This window comes from Burkholderia sp. D-99, assembly GCF_011605345.1.
GTDB lineage: Bacteria > Pseudomonadota > Gammaproteobacteria > Burkholderiales > Burkholderiaceae > Burkholderia.
In genome coordinates, this window is record NZ_JAAOXM010000002.1 from 19,692 (window position 1) to 38,117 (window position 18,426).

The following is an 18,426-nucleotide window of genomic DNA, read 5'->3' on the forward strand; positions in this document are numbered from 1 at the left end:
GACGGCCCGCGCGCTTCACCGGTACGGCGATCAGCCTACGCGGTACACGTATTCGCGACGCTCCGGCTGTACCGGATCGTTGCGGCTTTCGGACAGCGTGCTCGCGTGACGCTCGGCGATGAAGCGCTTGATGTCCGACTCCGCACGCGCGAGCGCGGACAGGCCGGCCAGCACCTCGCCTTGCGGATCGCGCGCCGGTTCGTCGCTCGCGCCATGGCGATCGATCCACTGACGTGCCCAGTCGAGCGCGAACTGCTCGGCTTCCTCGGCATCGGTGAAACGCGGGCCGATGAGGCCCGAGCGCTCGACGCGCCGCTCGTCCTGCGAAATCTCGGCCCACGCGCGGAACATCAGGTTCTGCACGGGCTGCGCGATGCCGCAGATCGTATAGCCACGATATTCGTCGACTTGCGGCTCGGCCGCGGCGAAGCTCGCCGACGACCCATGCGCATGGCGCAGTTCCACCGACCGCGCACCCGGCACCACGAACGACGCATCGGACTGCCGGACTTCGGCGTCGTCCGGCATGGCCGTCTGCGACGCACCTTCGCCATCCCAAACGTTTGCGTGCGCGACCGGCAATTGCCACGACTCGGGGTTTTGCCAGAACACACCGCGCAAGCGATCATTGTCGGGCACGGGCTCGGCACGGCGCGCGGGCACGACCGCCTCCGGCGGCGGCGGGATATAAGCGAACGCGCGCCCGCTGAACTGGGTCAGCGCGTCGATCATCTGCAACAGCGTGCCGGACGCCAGCCATTCCTCGTAACGGCGACGGCACGTCGGCCCGGACGGATAACGACCGGGCAGCTTCGACCAGGCTTCACCGGTCGTCAGGATCCAGAGCACCGCGTTGGCGACGACGCGCGGTTCGGCACGCGGACGCCCACGACGATTCAGCCGGATGGGTTCATCGGCGATCAGCGTTGAAAGACGAACCCACTCTTCATCGTTAAGCTCATCGAAGAACATAGTAGATCTCTCCACGCAGCCAGGCCGGGGCTGCGATTGGCGGCGCCGTCGCGACACATCGCGTCGCGGGGCGGCCAGGTTGCACATTATGGTTATCCGGTGTTGTGCATGCCGGCGCGACACCGCACTTTCACGGTGCCGCCATTCCCGGCAATGGCGCACAAATCCCGGTCTCACTCCAATGTGGGAATTTTTGTGCACGAAGCATACCATCCCTAGGGTTTATCTCAATATGACAATGACTTAATGTTACGCACTGAAACAACCTGCCAAGGGTGCGTAATGTATTTACGCTTGAATTTTTTTGCGAGATCTTTATGCCCGCAGCTGCAAAGGCCCGCCAGGCGGGGCTCTACAGCGTCTGAAGAATACCCGCGAATGGGCATTTTCGGGCTACTCCGACCCCTGTCGGCAACAATCCCGCGCATTGCTGCCCAACATCGGTAAATCAGGGAAAAAATAGTAACGAGATATTCACGAATCGGTAAATCATTCGAATTTCGCCGATTTTAATTATCTCCGTGCACAATCTTTTTATTGTTTCTCTGCGAGTGATGAAAGCACGGTGACGCACGATGCACATTTTTCGCCACACGCAAACTCGTGACGTCTGTTACATCTTCGCGGCGGCAGGCGAGCGATAGCGCCGCAACGCGTGCGGGAATCTTGTTTCGGGTCGGAACGGAAAAACGGAAGCCGGTGCGCAGGGTGTCCCGGACGTGCAGCGGACGCGTCAGCGCAGATCGCCGGCCAGCGATGCGGTCACGTCCACGTCCACGCGCCGCGCCGGCATCGTGTAGGCCGGGTGATCGCAGCCGATCGACAGCGCCGCCCCGCCCTTGAGCGCCGCGCGCATCGGCGCGCCGAGCTCGAAGCGCACGAAGTGCACGGCCGACGTCTTCTCGGCGTTGTCGCGCTCGAGATCCTCGTCGGCGATCGCGTAGATGCGCTCGTGCCCGTCGACCTGCAGGTACACGCGATCCTCGACACCGATCAGCCGCGCGAGCGCCGCGCGCCGTTCGATCTCGTGCTCATACTCGATCTGCATCGTCGCCTTCAGGTTCGTGCCGTCGGGCACGAGCGGCAGATACGCTTCCAGCTCCCCTTCGATGCCCGCCTGGTCGAAGATCTTCTCGATGTGCAGCATCTCCTGGATCTGATAGCGGATCGTCGTCTCGTCCTCGAACAGGAAGCGCAGGTGGTTGCCAAGCGCCACCGCGCGGCGGCGCTTGTACGCGACGAGCCGCGCGTGTTCGGCCGTGCGGATCTTCGCGTACGCTTCGAGCGTCAGCAGGGAGTCGCGGGTCAACGTCATGGGATGTCCTCGTGGGTCGGCCGGCGGCGGCTCAGATGCCGTACGCGCGGCGCAGCAGCGTGAGCGGATGCGCGAGCGGCGCGGACGGCAGCCCCTTGTCGTCGATGCCCTGCACGATGTGATGGCCGGCCAGCGCGCAGTCCGACGACACGAAATCCGGCTGCGGCTCGGCCATCGCCTTGAACACGGGCCCGCCGATCCGCATCGCATCCGCATGAAACTCCTTCTTCACGCCGAACGTGCCCGCATGGCCCGAGCAGCGCTCGACGACATTCACGCGCGTATCGGGCACGAGCGACAGCGCGTCGGCCGTCTTGCGCCCGATGTTCTGCACGCGCGCGTGGCACGGCACGTGATACGACACGGTGCCGAGGCCCGTCTTGAAATCGGTTTTCAGCAACCCGTCGCGATGCCGCGCGATCACGTATTCGAACGGATCCCAGAATGCGTCGGCCACCGCGCGCACTGCTTCGTCGCCGGGGAACATCAGCGGCAGCTCGCTCTTGTACATCAGCACGCAGCTCGGAATCGCGCCGATCAGCGCATAACCTTCGCGCGCGTAGCGTTCGAGTACAGGCAGGTTCACGTCCTTCTTCGCGGCGACGCCGGCGAGATTACCCTGCTCGAGCAGCGGCATCCCGCAGCAGGCTTCGCGCGTGACGAGCTCGTAAGGGACGTCGTTGTGCGCGAGGATCGCGAGCAGGTCGTGGCCGATGCCCGGCTCGTTGAAGTTCACGTAGCAGGTCGCGTAGATCGCGACCTTGCCGGGCGTGCGTTCGCCGTCGCGCACGGGCAGGCCGTCCGAGGGCTTCGCCGTGCGCCGGAACTTGCGCGGCGCGAATTCCGGCAGCCACGCATGGCGATCGACGCCGAGCGTCGCTTCGAGCGCATGGCGCGCGGGCGGCGTGCGGTTCACCGCGTTCACTGCCTGCGTGACGATCGGAATGCCGGCGAAGTGGCCGAGCGCGTCGGTGTTCGACAGCACCTTGTCACGCAACGTCGCTTCGCCACGTTTGTAGCGCGCGGCCTTGCCGCGCAGCATCAGGTGCGGGAAGTCGACGTTCCACGCGTGCGGCGGCACGTACGGGCATTTCGTCATGTAGCAGAGGTCGCACAGGTAGCACTGGTCGACGACCTTGCCGAACGCTTCTTTCGGCACCTCCTCGATATCGCCCATCGGCGTGTCGTCGACCAGGTCGAACAGCGTCGGAAACGCGCCGCACAGCGACACGCAGCGCCGGCATCCGGCGCAGATGTCGAACACGCGCGTCATTTCCGCATCGATCGCGGCCGGGTCATAGAACGCATCGGACTGCCAGTCGAGCGGATGCCGGGTCGGCGCTTCGAGACTGCCTTCCTTGTGGGGCATGGGGCGCTCCAGCGTGGCGCGCATGCGCGCCGGCGCCGCCCGCGCGATGCGGGCAGCGATGAACGAACAGCCGGCCGCTTGCCGGTCGCACGGCCTGCCGTGCGGCCCGCGGCGGCCCGTCAGTCGACGAGACTGTCCAGCGCCTTCGTATAGCGGTTCGCGTGGCTGCGTTCAGCCTTCGCGAGCGTCTCGAACCAGTTCGCGATTTCGTCGAAGCCCTCGTCGCGCGCCGTCTTCGCCATGCCCGGATACATGTCCGTGTATTCGTGCGTTTCGCCGGCGATCGCTGCTTCGAGATTCAGTCGAGATGAACCGAACGGCAGGCCCGTTGCCGGATCGCCGACGGCTTCCAGGTATTCGAGATGGCCGTGCGCATGGCCAGTTTCGCCTTCGGCGGTCGAGCGGAACAGCGCGGCGACGTCGTTCTGGCCTTCGACGTCAGCCTTCGAAGCGAAATACAGATAACGCCGGTTCGCCTGCGATTCACCCGCGAATGCGGCCTTCAGGTTCTCTTCGGTTTTGCTGCCCTTGAGTTGAGCCATTTGCGCCTCCGTTCGAGTCGGCGCGGCCGCGTGCGAAGCCGGGCCGATCAGGTATGTGGGGAACGATGCGTGTGCCGCGGCGCGCGCATCGTGCTCTTCAATCTAGGCGCTCGCATTCGCATCCCCCAATAGGCATTTTCAATCCGCGCGATAGTCGGTGGGTTGCCCGGCGGGACGTGGGGCGTTGCCGGGTGTGCGGGGTGTGCCGGGTGTGCGGGTGCGCCGGGTGTGCTTGGTGCACGGTGCGCCGGGTTCGCGCGTGCTGCGTGCTGCGTGCTGCGTGCTGCGTGCTCGTTGCTCGTTGCTCGTTGCTCGTTGCTCGTTGCTCGTTGCTCGTTGCTCGTTGCTCGGTGCTCGGTGCTCGGTGCTCGGTGCTCGGTGCTCGGTGCTCGGTGCTCCGTGCTCCGTGCTCCGTGCTCCGTGCTCCGTGCGTCACGCGTCCGTCGCGCGCCTGAGCAGCAATTCGCGTTCGCGCTCGTTGCGCGTCAGCTCCGCCGCGCGGCGGAATTCGGCCTTGGCCTCATCGGCGCGGCCCAGCTTCGCCAGCAGGTCACCGCGCACGCTCGGCAGCCAGTGATAGCGCGCGAGCGCGGGATCGTCGCGCAGCACGTCGACAAGTTCGAGCGCGGCAGCGGGCCCGAACGCCATCCCGACGGCCACCGCGCGATTCAGCTCGACGACGGGCGACGGTGCGACTTCCGCAAGCGCGTCATACAGCGCGACGATCTGCGCCCAGTCCGTATCCGACGCCTGCCGTGCACGCGCATGACAGGCGGCCAGCGCGGCCTGCAGCGCATACGCCCCGCGTACGCCGCCGAGCTTCGTCGCGCGTTCGAGCGCCGCAAGGCCGCGCCGGATCAGCAGCGGATCCCAGCGGCTGCGATCCTGGTCGAGCAGCAGGACGGGCCGGCCCTGCGCGTCGGTGCGCGCATGCATGCGCGACGCCTGCAGCTCCATCAGCGCGACGAGCCCGAGCACCTCGCTCTCGTCCGGCGCCAGCCCGGCCAGCACGCGGCCGAGCCGCAATGCTTCGTCGCACAGCGCCGGGCGCGTCCAGTCGTCGCCTGCGGTCGCCGCATGACCTTCGTTGAACACGAGATAGATCACTTCGAGCACCGACGCGAGCCGCGCGGGCCGCGCATCGGCAGCCGGCACCTCGAACGGCACGTGTGCCGCCGCGAGCGTGCGCTTGGCGCGCACGATCCGCTGCGCGATCGTCGGCTCGGGTGTCAGGAACGCGCGTGCGATCTCGCCCGTCGTCAGCCCGCCGAGCAGCCGCAGCGTCAGCGCGACGCGCGCGTCGGTGGACAGCACCGGGTGGCACGACGTGAAGATCAGCCGCAGCAGGTCGTCGCCGATGTCGTCGTCGCTCGCGTCGGCAAGCGCATCCGCGATGTCGGGGACGACGTGCGCTTCAAGCGCGTCCATCTCGTGGCCGAGCTGATCGCGCTTCGCCGCGTGGAGCGACTCCTGCCGGACACGGTCGAGCGCGCGACGCTTCACGGCCGTCATCAGCCATGCGGCCGGGTTATCCGGCACGCCGTCGACGGGCCAGTGCTCGAGCGCCGCGACGAGCGTGTCCTGCGCCAGTTCCTCGGCCACGCCGACGTCGCGCACCACGCGCGCGGCGCGCGCGATGATCTTGGGCGCATCGATCCGCCAGACCGCTTCGATCGCACGGTGAGTCGCCTCAAGCGTCACGACGCCTGCCCCTGGGCGGACGCGTCCTGCTCCACGTACATCAGCTCCCATGCGTGGCCGTCCGGATCGGCGAAGCTGTGGCCGTACATGCCCGGGTATTCCATCGGCGGACGCGGCACGGTACCGCCTGCGGCAAGCGCCTTCGCGACGACGGCATCGACTTCGGCCGGGCTTTCGCATGACAGGCACGACAAGACCTGCACGTGCGTCGCCGGATCGACGATGGTCTTGTCGGTAAAGGTCTGGAAAAACGGCCGCACGAGCAGCATCGCAAAGATCGTGTCGCTGATCTTGAGGCAGGCGGCCTGGTCGTTGGTATAGGCCGGCACGACCTCGAAACCGAGTGCCTGATAGAACGTCTTCGCGCGCGGCAGGTCGGCCACGGGCAGGTTGATGAAGACCATCTTGTGCATGACGGATGCTCCGGTGAGATTGGATTCAGGTGGACATTCAGGCGCGGGGCGGCCGACGTGGAGATCGCGGAACCGCTCGACCGCGTCGCTCGGTGTGAGGTCGTCGAGCTCGAACAGCGGCCGCACCTCGATCTCGCAATCCATTTCGGCGCCGAACGGCGCGGGAAACCGGCGGGTCCATTCAAGCGCCTCGTCGCGCGAACGCACCTGGATCAGCGTATAGCCGGCGATCAGCTCCTTCGTTTCGGCGAACGGGCCGTCGACCACCGTGCCCTTGCCGCCCGTGTAGCGCACGCGCCAGCCTTGCGCGGTCGGCCGCAGCCCGTTCGCGTCGAGCAGCACGCCGGCGTTGGCCAGTTCCTCGTGGTAGACGGTCATGGCTTCGACCAGCCGGTTGTCCGGCAACGCGTCGGATTCGCTGACGGCGTTCGCCCGGATCATGATCATGAATCGCATCGTTCACTCCTTGTCGTCGGTGGAAGGCGGCGCCCGTTCATCGGTGCCTTATCCGGACGACGGCCGGAAAACGGCCGGATCGACACGCGCCACGACAAATCAGGGTAAATACCGAGTCGCGGCATTCACAGGAAGCACGGGCCGACCGCACGCACCTCGACCGTGCACCATTGCGCGGCCGGGCACTGGCGCGCGATCTCGATCGCTTCGTCGCGCGTGTCGACGTCGACGAGGAAGAAGCCGCCGACCATCTCCTTCACCTCCGCGAACGGGCCGTCGAGCAGGCGCGTCTCGCCGTCGCGCACCTGCACGCGCGTACCGCGCTCGGAACGCTCCAGCGACTCGACCCCGCGCAGCACGCCGCGCGCCTTCAGCGTCTCGGCGAAATCGACCATCCGCGCGTACAGCGCCTGACCTTCGTCGAGCGTGCGCTCGGCGCGCTGGTCGGTCGGCTCGACAATCAACAGCATGTAAGACATGGATTTCTCCTGTGGGAACGGGGCGCGGCAGCGTTCGCTGCGCGATCGGGATGCGCCGGCCGATGCAAAAGCGTAACAGCCGCCGTGCGGCTTGCATCGTCGGCCGATCGGCCACTGGCCGGATGGCCATTTCGGCCGCTTCCTGACATTTTGCCGTCAAGATGCCTTCCCGAACCGTCGGATTTTCTTCCTGTGGACCGCCCCATGTCACGCCTGCTTGCGCCGCTTGCCGTTGCACCGTTCATCGCCGTCGCCGCCCTCGCCACCTTCTTCGCCCGGCCGGCCGCGGCCGCACCGCCGGTCAGCGCCGGCTGCGGCGGCGCAACCACGCCGATTGCCGACCTCCGCGGCACCGGCGGCGCGTCGCCGCTGGCCGGGCAAACGACCTCGATCGAGGCGGTCGTCACGGCGGCGTTCGGCGGCACCGAAGGCCTCGCCGGCTTCTTCGTCCAGCAGGCCGACGCACAGCGACGGCACCGGCCGGGCGTCCCGGAAGGCGTGTTCGTGTATGCACCGAACGCGCGCGCGAAGGCCGGCGATCTCGTGCATCTCACGGGCCGCGTCGACGAGCGATACGGCCGGACGCAATTCACGCTGTCGGGTGGCGTGGCGGTCTGCGCACGCGGGCAGAAAATCACCCCCGCGACGCTCACGCTGCCGGTCGCCACGCTATCCGTGCTGGCCGCGCATGAAGGCATGCGCGTGCGCCTGCCGCAAACGCTGACGGTCAGCGATACCCACGAACTCGGTCGCTATGGCAGCGTCGTCCTCAGCAACGGCCGGCTGCGCATCCCGACCCACGTCGCACCGCCGGCCGAGGCCGCCGCGCTCGCAGCAGCCAACGCACGCAACCGCATCGTGCTCGACGACGGCTCGAACCGCACCGATCCCGCGACCGTGCGCTATCCGCCGCCGGCGCTGAGCGCCGCCAACACGCTGCGCGCGGGCTACACGGTACGCGGCGTCGAAGGCGTGCTCGAACTGCGCCACGGCGCGTGGCGGCTGCAACCGGTTGCCGGCGCGGTGCCGACGTTCGATGCCGCCGCGAACCCGCGTACCGACGCGCCGGCCCGGCATCCCGATGCCGACGTGCGCATCGCGTCGTTCAACGTGTTCAACTATTTCAATGGTGACGGGAACGGCGGCGGATTCGATGCCCCGGCCAACCGCGGTGCGAAAACGCCCGCGGCATTCGCACGGCAGGAGGCGAAGATCGTCGCGGCGTTGCGCGCGCCGCGTGCCGACGTGATCGGGCTGATGGAAATCGCGAACAACGGCCACGGCGACGCGAGCGCCGTGCGGCGTCTCGCCGCGCAACTTGGCGAAGGCTGGCGCGCGGTCGATCCCGGCACCGCGCGGCTCGGCCGCGATGCGATCGCGGTCGCGCTGCTGTACGACAGCCGCACGGTCGAGCCGATCGGGCGCGCCACGACCGTCTCGCTCGGCGGCCGGCACCGACCGCCGCTCGCGCAGACATTCCGGCGCATCGGCGGCACGCGCGCGCTTACGGTCGCAGTCAATCACCTGAAGTCGAAGAACTGCCCGAACGCGACCGGCGCCGATCGCGACCAGTCGGACGGCCAGGGCTGCTGGAATGCGGCGCGCACGCGGGCCGCCGCGCGCGTCGCCGACTGGCTTGCCACAACGCCGACAGGTGCCGCGGCCGACGGCGTACTGCTGATCGGCGACCTGAACAGCTATGCGAAGGAAGATCCGGTTCGCGCGCTCGAATCACGCGGCTACACGAACCTGGTTGCCCGCTTCGTCGGCGATGCTGCGTACAGCTACATATTTCGCGGCGAAGCGGGCAACCTCGACCACGCGCTCGCCACGCCGGCACTCGCCGCACGCGTGAAGGCCGTGCACGTCTGGCACATCAACGCCGACGAACCGGTCGCGCTACAACCTGTGCCCGATTACAAGACGTCCGCGCAACGGTCGTCCTATTACGCACCCGACGCATTCCGTTCCTCGGACCATGATCCCGTCGTGATCGACGTCGCGCTTGGCGACGCCGGCACGTTCGCCGCCCCGGGCACGAACCCTGCTCGTCGACAAAGCGTCGACTAGTGCATTTGCATCAGCACAAGGCCTGCAACGGCACTATTTACCTGATAGCCCCGACGACGCGATATTTACCGAACCTTCACCGCGTACCGCAGCCCGATACGCCGCTTCGCCCGGAATGCGAATATTTTTCAACCGCCGTGCCGCCCCGTGCGGCGGGGCTTCGCGGCGATCCTGGCGACGAATTGAAAATTTGTCTCGAAACTCAATTGGGCCAAGTGAATCACATTAGTTGCTGGGATTCGTCTTATCTCCAATTTGGCCTTGAATCGAAGGAGGATAAACACCATGGCGCTCACCGACTCGATCGAACACAAGCTGGACCGCGGCCTGTCCGACATTCGTCGCACGGGCCGACGCGTGGGTCGCACGACGCGCTCCGCCGCCCGCGACCTGCATGCCGACGTCACCGACGATCTGCGCGGGCTGGTCGACGAACTGGAAGATCTGCTGAAAAACGACGGCGACGGCGATATCGCCGCGCTGCGCAAGCGCGTGCAATCCAGGCTCGATGAAGCGCGCGGCGTGCTCGACCATGCGTCGGGCAGCGCGGCCGCCCGGCTGCGCGATTCGGCCGAACGCGTGTCGCAGGTCGTGCAAGACAACCCGTGGCAAACCGCCGGCGTCGTTGCCGGCCTCGCGTTCGTCGCGGGCCTGCTCCTTGCCCGCCGTTGAACGGAGCCGGCCGCCCCGCCGCCCGCCCCGTCCGTCCTCAATCAGACAACGAAGGAGAAACGCCATGCAGAAGACCTTTGCCATGAAAGCCGCCGCCGCCGTCCTGCTCGGCAGCCTCGCGCTCGCCGGCTGCACGACCACCCCGGACAAACCGGAAAACGCCGCGACCAGCGCGTCGAAGCGCCAGTCGATCGACGCCAGCGTCAACGCGACACTGTCGCGCCTCTATTCGACGGTGCCGGGTTCGCGTGAACTCGTCGCGAAATCGCGCGGCGTGCTCGTGTTCCCGAGCGTGCTGCAGGCCGGCTTCATCGTCGGCGGCCAGTCCGGCAACGGCGCGCTGCGCGTCGGCGGCAGCACGGTCGGCTACTACAACACGTCGTCGCTGTCGGTCGGCCTGCAGGCCGGCGCGCAGTCGAAGGCGATCGTGTTCCTGTTCATGACGCAGGATGCGCTCGACTCGTTCCGCAAGTCCGAAGGGTGGGCCGCGGGCGCCGACGCATCGGTCGCGGTCGTGAAGGTCGGCGCGAACGGCGCGGTCGATACGACCACGGCCACCGCACCGGTCGAAGTGCTGGTCCTGACCAACGCCGGCCTGATGGGCGACCTGTCGGTGAACGGCACGAAGGTCACGAAGCTCAACATCTGACGATGCGGCACGCGGCGTTGCGCCGCGTTTGCTTCCCGGCAGCGCCGCGGCCCCGGCCGCGGCGTTTTCGCATGTGCCGCACGCAGCGGCTATGATGGCGGCACCTTTGCGGGCATACTCCGGTTCGGGTTGCCCGGCGGATGGCCGCCCCGCGGCGCGTTGCGCCGCGAACCCGTGACGATCGCGAACCGATCCCGCACGGGGCAACGAGATTCAATCAAACCACGCATCAATCTGCGCGAATGTCATCCATGGATAGCGGACACGACCACCAAAAATTCTTCTATTTCCTGCTGGCCGCGGTCACCGTCGGACTCTGCTGGATCCTCGCGCCGTTTTCCGGCGCCGTGTTCTGGGGCACCATACTCGCGATCCTCTTCCAGCCCGTGCAGCGCTGGCTCGCCGCACGCTTCGGCAAGCGGCGCAACCTGGCCGCGCTCCTGACGCTGTCGCTGATCGTCCTGATCGTGATCCTCCCGCTCGTGTTCGTCGCCGCGACGCTCGTGCAGGAAATCGCGTACGTGTACCAGGAAATCAAGACCGCGCAGCCGAACTATTCGCAATACTTCCAGGACATCATCCACGCGCTGCCGTCGTCGCTCCAGCACCTGCTGCAGAAATACGGGCTGAGCAACCTCCCGGGCATCCAGAAGAAACTGACCGATGGCGCCGCGCAGATCAGCCAGCTCGCCGCATCCCAGGCGCTCAGCATCGGCCAGAACACGTTCCAGTTCGTCGTGAGCTTCGGCGTGATGCTGTACATGGTGTTCTTCCTGCTGCGCGACGGTGGCGAGATCGGCCGCCGCGTGCGCCGCGCGCTGCCGCTCGACGACGAGCACAAGAACCTGCTGCTGGCCAAGTTCACGACGGTCGTGCGCGCGACGGTGAAGGGCAACATCGCGGTCGCGCTCGTGCAGGGCGCGCTCGGCGGGCTGATCTTCTGGATCCTCGGGATCGAAGGCGTCGTGCTGTGGGGCGCGCTGATGGCGTTCCTGTCGCTGCTGCCCGCGATCGGCGCGAGCCTCGTGTGGGTGCCGGCCGCGCTCTACCTCCTGATGATCGGCGCGGTGTGGAAATGCGTGATCCTTGTTGCGTTCTGCGTGGGCGTGATCGGCCTCGTCGACAACCTGCTGCGCCCGATCCTCGTCGGCAAGGACACGAAGATGCCCGACTGGGTCGTGCTGATCTCGACGCTCGGCGGGATGGCGCTGTTCGGCATCACCGGCTTCGTGATCGGGCCGCTCGTCGCCGCACTGTTCATGGCGAGCTGGGACATCTACGCACGGTCCGAACAGGGCGAATGACACGTCACGTGGCCCCGTGCCACGCACCTGCGGACATTCGCCGTCACGGATGACGAATGTGGATCACGACGGGCGCCGCGGCGCCCGTCGCGTCATCTGCCGCCAGCATCATCACGCCGCCATGCGGACCCACGCGATACGGGCGGCCCGATACCAGCGGCACGCTTCGATCGTCGTGCGCATCGCGCCACGTTGCGCGCACACCCGAAGCGGCATCCGGCGCGAGCGGCGCGCCGTCAGGCCCGACCAGCGCCACATGGGCGCCCGGCAAACGCCGGCCATGTGCATCGAAGCGCAGCGTTGCCGCCGCCCCGCCGCTCGCCACCTCGAGCCCTTCGACCACCACGCCCGGCCGCGCGTCGAGCGTCACGTCGTAGAGATCGACGAGCGCGCCGCTGAACCGCACGACACCGCCCGGCACGGCATGCCCGGCCGCCACCGCATTCGACATCGCGAATGCCACGCCAAGCACGATCGCCATCCTCCGCACGGCACCGGCGCGCCGCACCGTTCGATTGCGCATCGCTGCCGATGCCGCCCGCTTCGGGTCGTCTCGCATGCTCACCCTCCTCTTCCGTGTAACCAGAAAAAAAGGCGGCGTGACGCGTCGGTCACGCCGCCTGTCTGCTGGTAGTCACTTTAGGGAGAGACGCCCGGACAATATATGAGACAAGTCCGAAACTAAGGCCCGGTTGATCGGACGCACCGCGTTCGACTCTCGCTCGCGGCAGCGTACGAACGCCTTCGCACGCTGTGCCGCGGGCCGGTCACGCGTCCGGATCGACGCGCAGCACGAGCTTGCCGCGATGGTCGCCGTCGAACAGGCGATTCAGCACGTCGGGCGCGTTTTCGAGACCGTCGGCGACCGTCTCCTCGGCCTTGAGCCGGCCGTCGCGCAGCCAGCCCGAGAGCGTCTGCACGGCTTCGCGGCTCTTGCGATAGTCGAGGATCAGGAAGCCGCGCATCGTCAGCCGCTTCGAGATCAGCACGCCGACGTCGTCCGCCGCGCGCCCGCTGTTGTAATTCGAGATCACGCCGCACAGCGCGACGCGCCCGCCGATCACCATCCGCGACAGTACCGCGCGCATCACCTCGCCGCCGACGTTCTCGAAGTTCACGTGCACGCCGTCCGGCGTCGCGGCCTTCAGCTGCTGACGAAAATCGTCGGCCTTGTAGTCGACGGCCACGTCGAAGCCGAGCGTCTCGGTCAGGTAGCGGCACTTGTCCGCGCCGCCTGCGATGCCGACCACACGCGCACCGTGGATCTTGCCGATCTGCCCGGCAATCGAGCCGACCGAGCCGGCCGCCGCCGATACCACGAGCGTCTCGCCCGGCTGCACCGGCGCAATGTCGGTCAGCCCGTAGTACGCGGTCAGCCCGCTCATCCCGCACGCGCCGAGCAGCGTCGGCAGCGGCAGGCCCGACTGCGCGGGCAGCTTCACGAGCTGCGCGGCCTGGTCGGCCGGCACGACCGCATAATCCTGCCAGCCGACGAGCCCCTGCACGAGATCGCCTTCCGCGAAACCCGCGTTGCGCGATGCCACCACGCGGCCGATGCCGAGCGCGCGCATCACCTCGCCGATCGCAACGGGCGGCAGGTACTGCGGCACGTCGCTCATCCATACGCGGTTGGTCGGGTCCATCGACAGGTACAGCACGCGCACGAGCACCTCGCCGTCCGCGAGCGCCGGCACGGGCGCTTCGACGAGCGAGAAATATTCGCGGCCGACCCGCCCTTCCGGGCGCGTCTTCAGCAGCAGTTGGCGGTTCACGGGTGTGGACACGATGTTCTCCTCCGGTCGTTGTAGTTCGGGATGCGCGTCAGACCGCGCACATGCCGCCGTCGATCACGAGTTCGGCGGCCGTCACGAAGCGGCTCTCGTCGGATGCGAGATACACGGCCGCATGCGCGACGTCGTCCGGCTCGCCGAGCCGGCGCAGTGGAATGCCGCGCGCCAGCTTGCGTGTCGCGTCGCGTTCGCCGAGCGTCTGGAACAGCGGCTCGACGATCCCCGTGCGGATGAACGCCGGGTGAATCGAGTTGCAGCGCACGTCGAGCTCGCGGCGTGCGCAGTCGATCGCGACCGACTTCGTCAGCGACGCGACTGCCGCCTTCGACGCGTTGTACGCGGTGAAATCCGGCTCGACCTTGAACGCGGCGACCGACGAGATGTTGATGATCGATGCGGGATGGCTTTCGGCCAGGTACGACAGCGCATGCTTGCAGCCGAGCACGATACTCTCGACGTTGATCGCCATCACGCGCCGCCATTCGTCCAGCTCGATTTGCGCGGGCGAGCCGATCGAGCCGACGCCCGCGTTGTTGACGAGCACCGACAGCCCGCCCATCGCATCGACCGCCTGCGCGAGCAGCGCCTGCCAGCGCGCTTCGTCGCGCACGTCCTGCGTCGCGGCGAACGCGACCGGCGTCGCGTGGCCTGCGTTGAGTTCCTGCGCGAACGCGTCGAGCACCGTCGCGTCGGCGATGTCGGTCACGAACACGCGCGCGCCCTGCTCGACCATCCGGCGCGCGATCGCGCGGCCGAGGCCGCCCGCGGCGCCCGTGATGTATGCGCACTTGCCGGCAAGGCGCGAAGAAACGACTGTCATGTGACCTGCTCCTTTCATGAATCGTCATCGCGGAACGCTGCCGCGACGGGTGTTCCGTGCCGGTTCCCGCCAGCGCGGGCCGGTTGACCGCGCCTCGACATCACGCGGTACCGCACGGTTTCCGCGAGTATATCGAGATGAGCGTGACACGCGCCGGACAGCCCCGGGCAGCCTGCCCCCGTTGAACGACAGCCAGCGTACGCGAATGCCGCCGATCGATGAAATGAATAATCGTTATGCCCGGTCATAGACCTTGTTCATGACCTTCGCGTACCAGCACGCATGCGCAAGCCGGCGCCGCCGGTCACGTCGACCAGCCGGTTCGTTGAATCGCGAAATGAAGAGGGCCGGGTTCCGCGCAGGCGAGGAGGCAATCGGGAAGCTGGACAGTGTGGAATCGCGCAACCGCCGGGAGGATGCGGCAAGAAAGCGGCGCCGGGGCACCGCGACCGGCTACCGTCAGAACCCGTCGCCCGACGGCGCGCGCACGAACGCGCAGAGTTGCGGCGAATGCGTGTCGATCATCTGCTGGAACGGCGCACGGTGCCCGTACGCGATGCCCGACACGAGCAGCAGGCAGACGGCCGCGACGCGCGGCGAGAATGCGCGCTGCCGCGCGCCGTCGTAGCCGCGCAGGAACACCAGCGCGACCAGCGCACCGAGCATCCAGCCGACGATCACTTCCGGAACGGTGTGCGAATGATCGAACACGCGCGCGACGGCCGTGACCGCGCCGATGGCCAGCCCGGCCGCGATGCCGGGCATCTTGCCCGACCGGAACGCCTGCCAGAGCATCGACAGCGCGACGGTCCACACGGACGTCGACAGCATCGTATGGCCGCTGATCACGCGGAAATCGAATTGCGGAAGCTCGATGCCGCACCCGGCATAGAGGATCTTCGTTGCGCCGACGACGCCCATGCCGGCGGCGAGCAGCACGCCCCAGCGCGCGGCGAGGCGCCAGTCGGTCAGCGCGAACCACGCCGCGCACGTCAGCGCGATCGGCAAGGTCAGCGCGGCATCGCCGATGTTGCTGATTTCACTCCACATAACGGACTTCGGACGACGATCGAAAGGCCGCAGTTTACCGCATGCGCGCCGCGCGACTGTGTCAGCCTGTGACAGGCTGTATCAGCCCGCGACACCGGTAATCAGCAACAGGTTCGTGCCGGTAATGACGACGAACAGCGCCCACGCGGCGGCCTGCATCCCGCGCCCGATCGTGTGCTCGCCCATCGTGTTGCGATCGCTGACCGAGCGGATCAGCGGCCACATCGCGAACGGCAGTTGCAGGCTCAGCAGCACCTGGCTCCATACGAGCAGCTGCCCGACCGAGCCGTCGCCAAGCCACAGCACGCCGATCAGCGCCGGCACGAGCGCGAGCCCGCGCGTGATCAGCCGGCGCTGGTAGCACGGAATCTTCGTATGCAGGAAGCCGTCCATGATCACCTGGCCGGCGATCGTGCCGGTCAGCGTCGAGCTCTGCCCCGACGCGAGCAGTGCGATGCCGAACAGCAGCGCGGCCGCGCCGCCCGCGATCGGCGTAATCAGCTTGTAGGCCTGCTCGATGTCGGTCACGTTGTGCTGGCCCGTCGCATGGAACGCCGCGCCCGCGACGACCAGGATCGCCGCGTTGACGAGCATCGCGACGAACAGCGACACGAAGGTATCGATGCGCACCAGCGCGAGCGTGTCGCGGATCATCCCGCGCGCACCGCCGACCACGCGCCGCGTCTGCACCACCGACGAATGCAGGTACAGGTTGTGCGGCATGATCGTCGCGCCGACGATGCCGAGCGCGAGCACGATCGCGTCCTTGCGGTCGTGGCCCGGATCGCCCGGCACCAGCCCGCCGACCACCGCGTGCCAGTCGGGCGGCGTGATCGCGACCTGCGCGACGAAGCAGAACGCCATCGTCGCGATCAGCGCGAGCACGATCGCCTCGATCTGCCGGAACCCTTTGCCCTGCAGGCCGAGCACGATCACCGTATCGAGCGCGGTCAGCACGATCCCCCACGCGAGCGGCACGCCGAGCAGCAGCTTGAACGCGAGCGCGCAGCCGAGGACTTCCGCGATGTCGCACGCGATGATCGATACTTCGGCGGTCACCCACTGCACGATGCGGCCGAACCGGCCGTAGCGGTCGTAGCTGGCCTGCGCGAGATCCCTGCCCGCCACGAGGCCGAGCCGCGCCGCGAGCATCTGCAGGAAGATCGCCGCGAGGCTCGAGAACGCGACGACCCACAGCAGCGAATAGCCGAACTGCGAGCCGGCCTGGATGTCGGTCGCCCAGTTGCCGGGATCCATGTAGCCGATCGCGACCAGCAGGCCAGGGCCGAAGAAGCGCTTGAGCTTCTGCCAGCGCGGCGCGCCGGCATCGATCGTGATGCTGCCCTTTACTTCCGACGGGCAGAAAGGGGCGGTGGCGGTTGTGGGGAGGAAGGGCATGGAAACCGGGGATCGAGATCGCGACAGGACGATTCTACGGGTATCCGCCCGGTTTTCTACCGCGCGGCGGCGCAGGCGGCGCAATGCCCCCCGGCGCCGTCGCAGCCCACCTCGTGTGCGTCGGGCGGCGTGGCGCCGCGGGAGAGGATCCTTTCACGCTCGGTGACGCGAAATTCGGTCGGCGACATCAGCATGCGCTGGCGAAACAGCTTCGCGAGCCGCTCGCCGCTGCCGAACCCGGTGCGGCGCGCGACCTTGTCGGCCGGCAGCGTCGTGTGGACCAGCATGTGGCAGGCGCGCTCGAGCCGCACGTGCTGGACGAACGCGGTCGGCGTCACGCCGATCTCCTTCTTGAAGCGCCGCAGGAAATTGCGCTCGCTCATCGCGGCGGCCTGTGCGGCGTTCGCGATCGAGATGCGGTTCACGCTCTGCGCGCGCAGCTGCTGCGCCGACATCCGGATCGACGGGCTCGCGCTCAGCTCGCGAAAGGCCCACATCGACTGCGCATAGCGCTGCTCGACCGGCCGCAGCATGTTGCTGGCGATCTCCTGCGCGGCGCCGTCGCCGAGATCGACGCGGAACATGTCGAGCACGGCGGCGAACACGTCGGCTTCGCCGGCCTGTAGCTCGACCGTCGTGGCGACCCGGCGCCCGGCCCTGCCGGGCCGCCCTTCGATCGCCGCCGACGGACGCTGCATGGCCGCAAGCGCGGGCAGGTCCATCGCGTCGACGATCCAGCGCGCATGACGGCGAATGTCGATGAGGCGACGCTGCAATGCGTCATCCCAGTTGACGGCCGCTCGGTCGCCGTGAAGATGAAAGAACGCGAGCGCGCGGCGGCCGTGCTCGTCGCCGAGCGGATCGGCCGCGATGCTCACGCCGGACGACGATTGCAACAGCCCCCCGCTTTCGGATACGTACTTCAACTGGTAGTCCGCACTGTATGCGTGCAGGCGATTCGCCAGATTGAAAGCCTCGCCGAGACGCGCGGCCTGGGCCAACGAAAACCCCGTACTCAAATAGATAACGACCCACCTCTGATCTGCTGCATTCACTGGCCAAGCCCCCGACTCGTTTCGACTTCTTCTAATACCGTCGAACTGTCAGGCTTATATTTGGTTTGAATGCGTGCGACAGGACGGCTATCCCGAAATATGAAGCGACGGCATCTTAGCCGAACGGGTCGCGGCTTTGGCGCGAAATGGCCGACGTGGACAGCATGATGGCGGATTACTACAGGCTGTCAGGGGTTGCTGGCGGGCCTGCACCGAATTGCGCAGGCCGATATCGCGAATTATTGCGATTGTGTGCGTCGAAATCGGCGCATTTTCATTTCGACGAATAGCGTCGGGCATCCGGATAAATGCACAGCCGAATATCGGCGCAAACGATATCGACACGTATCCAATACCATCGGTCGCCACAC

General features: G+C 67.3%; 17 protein-coding genes and 1 pseudogene. 4 read left to right on the plus strand and 14 right to left on the minus strand.

Going from position 1 to position 18,426, the window contains the following annotated elements; all coding sequences use genetic code 11:
- Nucleotides 1-30 precede the first annotated feature (30 nt).
- The 8 genes and pseudogenes from HAV18_RS07105 to HAV18_RS07140 form a co-directional block, all read right to left on the minus strand.
- Nucleotides 31-972 (minus strand): transposase, encoded by a 942-nt coding sequence (locus HAV18_RS07105; protein ID WP_166956622.1) that lies wholly within the window; start codon nt 970-972, stop codon nt 31-33.
- A gap of 733 nt (nt 973-1,705) precedes the next feature.
- On the minus strand, nt 1,706-2,287 hold the full coding sequence (locus tag HAV18_RS07110) for a DUF3501 family protein (protein WP_166954234.1): 582 nt from the start codon (nt 2,285-2,287) through the stop codon (nt 1,706-1,708).
- A 31-nt stretch (nt 2,288-2,318) separates the two neighbouring features.
- The gene (locus HAV18_RS07115; RefSeq protein ID WP_166954236.1) at nt 2,319-3,656 is read right to left on the minus strand and encodes a heterodisulfide reductase-related iron-sulfur binding cluster; all 1,338 of its coding nucleotides are present in this window, start codon (nt 3,654-3,656) and stop codon (nt 2,319-2,321) included.
- Nucleotides 3,657-3,775: 119 nt separating this feature from the next.
- Nucleotides 3,776-4,198, minus strand: a complete 423-nt coding sequence (locus HAV18_RS07120; RefSeq protein WP_048250182.1) for a rubrerythrin family protein — start codon at nt 4,196-4,198, stop codon at nt 3,776-3,778.
- A 432-nt stretch (nt 4,199-4,630) separates the two neighbouring features.
- Nucleotides 4,631-5,899, minus strand: coding sequence for a DUF6596 domain-containing protein (locus tag HAV18_RS07125; protein WP_166954238.1), 1,269 nt, complete (start codon nt 5,897-5,899; stop codon nt 4,631-4,633).
- Nucleotides 5,896-6,312 carry a VOC family protein gene (locus HAV18_RS07130; protein WP_166956624.1) on the minus strand — a complete coding sequence of 139 codons (417 nt, stop codon included), beginning with the start codon at nt 6,310-6,312 and terminating at the stop codon, nt 5,896-5,898. The genes HAV18_RS07125 and HAV18_RS07130 overlap by 4 nt, the downstream gene beginning before the upstream one ends.
- Nucleotides 6,313-6,360: 48 nt before the next feature.
- Nucleotides 6,361-6,768, minus strand: a pseudogene (locus HAV18_RS07135) (YciI family protein); the annotation flags it as partial.
- A 125-nt stretch (nt 6,769-6,893) separates the two neighbouring features.
- On the minus strand, nt 6,894-7,247 hold the full coding sequence (locus HAV18_RS07140; RefSeq protein ID WP_166954240.1) for a YciI family protein: 354 nt from the start codon (nt 7,245-7,247) through the stop codon (nt 6,894-6,896).
- A 204-nt stretch (nt 7,248-7,451) separates the two neighbouring features.
- On the opposite strand from HAV18_RS07140, the gene HAV18_RS07145 reads away from it, so the two are divergent.
- The 4 genes from HAV18_RS07145 to HAV18_RS07160 all read left to right on the plus strand — a co-directional run bounded on the left by HAV18_RS07145 (nt 7,452) and on the right by HAV18_RS07160 (nt 11,942).
- Nucleotides 7,452-9,317, plus strand: coding sequence for an ExeM/NucH family extracellular endonuclease (locus HAV18_RS07145; RefSeq protein WP_166954242.1), 1,866 nt, complete (start codon nt 7,452-7,454; stop codon nt 9,315-9,317).
- 285 nt (nt 9,318-9,602) lie between these two features.
- Complete coding sequence (locus tag HAV18_RS07150) at nt 9,603-9,989, plus strand: YqjD family protein (RefSeq protein WP_166954244.1); 387 nt, start codon at nt 9,603-9,605, stop codon at nt 9,987-9,989.
- A 64-nt stretch (nt 9,990-10,053) separates the two neighbouring features.
- Nucleotides 10,054-10,638, plus strand: coding sequence for a YSC84-related protein (locus HAV18_RS07155; protein ID WP_166954246.1), 585 nt, complete (start codon nt 10,054-10,056; stop codon nt 10,636-10,638).
- Nucleotides 10,639-10,889: 251 nt separating this feature from the next.
- Nucleotides 10,890-11,942 (plus strand): AI-2E family transporter, encoded by a 1,053-nt coding sequence (locus HAV18_RS07160; protein ID WP_166954248.1) that lies wholly within the window; start codon nt 10,890-10,892, stop codon nt 11,940-11,942.
- A 43-nt stretch (nt 11,943-11,985) separates the two neighbouring features.
- Here the strand turns inward: HAV18_RS07160 and HAV18_RS07165 are convergent, their stop codons facing one another.
- From HAV18_RS07165 to HAV18_RS07190, 6 genes are all read right to left on the minus strand, one after another.
- A complete protein-coding gene (locus HAV18_RS07165; protein ID WP_166954250.1) occupies nt 11,986-12,501 on the minus strand; it encodes a thioesterase in 516 nt (171 codons plus the stop codon).
- A 208-nt stretch (nt 12,502-12,709) separates the two neighbouring features.
- A complete protein-coding gene (locus tag HAV18_RS07170; RefSeq protein ID WP_166954252.1) occupies nt 12,710-13,726 on the minus strand; it encodes an NADP-dependent oxidoreductase in 1,017 nt (338 codons plus the stop codon).
- A gap of 37 nt (nt 13,727-13,763) precedes the next feature.
- Complete coding sequence (locus HAV18_RS07175; RefSeq protein WP_166954254.1) at nt 13,764-14,552, minus strand: SDR family oxidoreductase; 789 nt, start codon at nt 14,550-14,552, stop codon at nt 13,764-13,766.
- A 459-nt stretch (nt 14,553-15,011) separates the two neighbouring features.
- On the minus strand, nt 15,012-15,602 hold the full coding sequence (locus HAV18_RS07180) for a phosphatase PAP2 family protein (protein WP_166954256.1): 591 nt from the start codon (nt 15,600-15,602) through the stop codon (nt 15,012-15,014).
- 81 nt (nt 15,603-15,683) lie between these two features.
- Nucleotides 15,684-17,000 carry an Nramp family divalent metal transporter gene (locus HAV18_RS07185; RefSeq protein WP_166954258.1) on the minus strand — a complete coding sequence of 439 codons (1,317 nt, stop codon included), beginning with the start codon at nt 16,998-17,000 and terminating at the stop codon, nt 15,684-15,686.
- A gap of 56 nt (nt 17,001-17,056) precedes the next feature.
- Nucleotides 17,057-18,001, minus strand: coding sequence for a helix-turn-helix domain-containing protein (locus HAV18_RS07190; protein ID WP_407062407.1), 945 nt, complete (start codon nt 17,999-18,001; stop codon nt 17,057-17,059).
- Between the last annotated feature and the right edge of the window lie 425 nt (nt 18,002-18,426).

Coding starts and splice junctions, on each gene's coding strand:
- HAV18_RS07105 (WP_166956622.1), bottom strand. CDS start 972: ATGTTCTTCGATGAGCTTAACGATGAAGAGTGGGTTCGTCTTTCAACG.
- HAV18_RS07110 (WP_166954234.1), bottom strand. CDS start 2,287: ATGACGTTGACCCGCGACTCCCTGCTGACGCTCGAAGCGTACGCGAAG.
- HAV18_RS07115 (WP_166954236.1), bottom strand. CDS start 3,656: ATGCCCCACAAGGAAGGCAGTCTCGAAGCGCCGACCCGGCATCCGCTC.
- HAV18_RS07120 (WP_048250182.1), bottom strand. CDS start 4,198: ATGGCTCAACTCAAGGGCAGCAAAACCGAAGAGAACCTGAAGGCCGCA.
- HAV18_RS07130 (WP_166956624.1), bottom strand. CDS start 6,312: ATGCACAAGATGGTCTTCATCAACCTGCCCGTGGCCGACCTGCCGCGC.
- HAV18_RS07140 (WP_166954240.1), bottom strand. CDS start 7,247: ATGTCTTACATGCTGTTGATTGTCGAGCCGACCGACCAGCGCGCCGAG.
- HAV18_RS07145 (WP_166954242.1), top strand. CDS start 7,452: ATGTCACGCCTGCTTGCGCCGCTTGCCGTTGCACCGTTCATCGCCGTC.
- HAV18_RS07150 (WP_166954244.1), top strand. CDS start 9,603: ATGGCGCTCACCGACTCGATCGAACACAAGCTGGACCGCGGCCTGTCC.
- HAV18_RS07155 (WP_166954246.1), top strand. CDS start 10,054: ATGCAGAAGACCTTTGCCATGAAAGCCGCCGCCGCCGTCCTGCTCGGC.
- HAV18_RS07160 (WP_166954248.1), top strand. CDS start 10,890: ATGGATAGCGGACACGACCACCAAAAATTCTTCTATTTCCTGCTGGCC.
- HAV18_RS07165 (WP_166954250.1), bottom strand. CDS start 12,501: ATGCGAGACGACCCGAAGCGGGCGGCATCGGCAGCGATGCGCAATCGA.
- HAV18_RS07175 (WP_166954254.1), bottom strand. CDS start 14,552: ATGACAGTCGTTTCTTCGCGCCTTGCCGGCAAGTGCGCATACATCACG.
- HAV18_RS07180 (WP_166954256.1), bottom strand. CDS start 15,602: ATGTGGAGTGAAATCAGCAACATCGGCGATGCCGCGCTGACCTTGCCG.
- HAV18_RS07185 (WP_166954258.1), bottom strand. CDS start 17,000: ATGCCCTTCCTCCCCACAACCGCCACCGCCCCTTTCTGCCCGTCGGAA.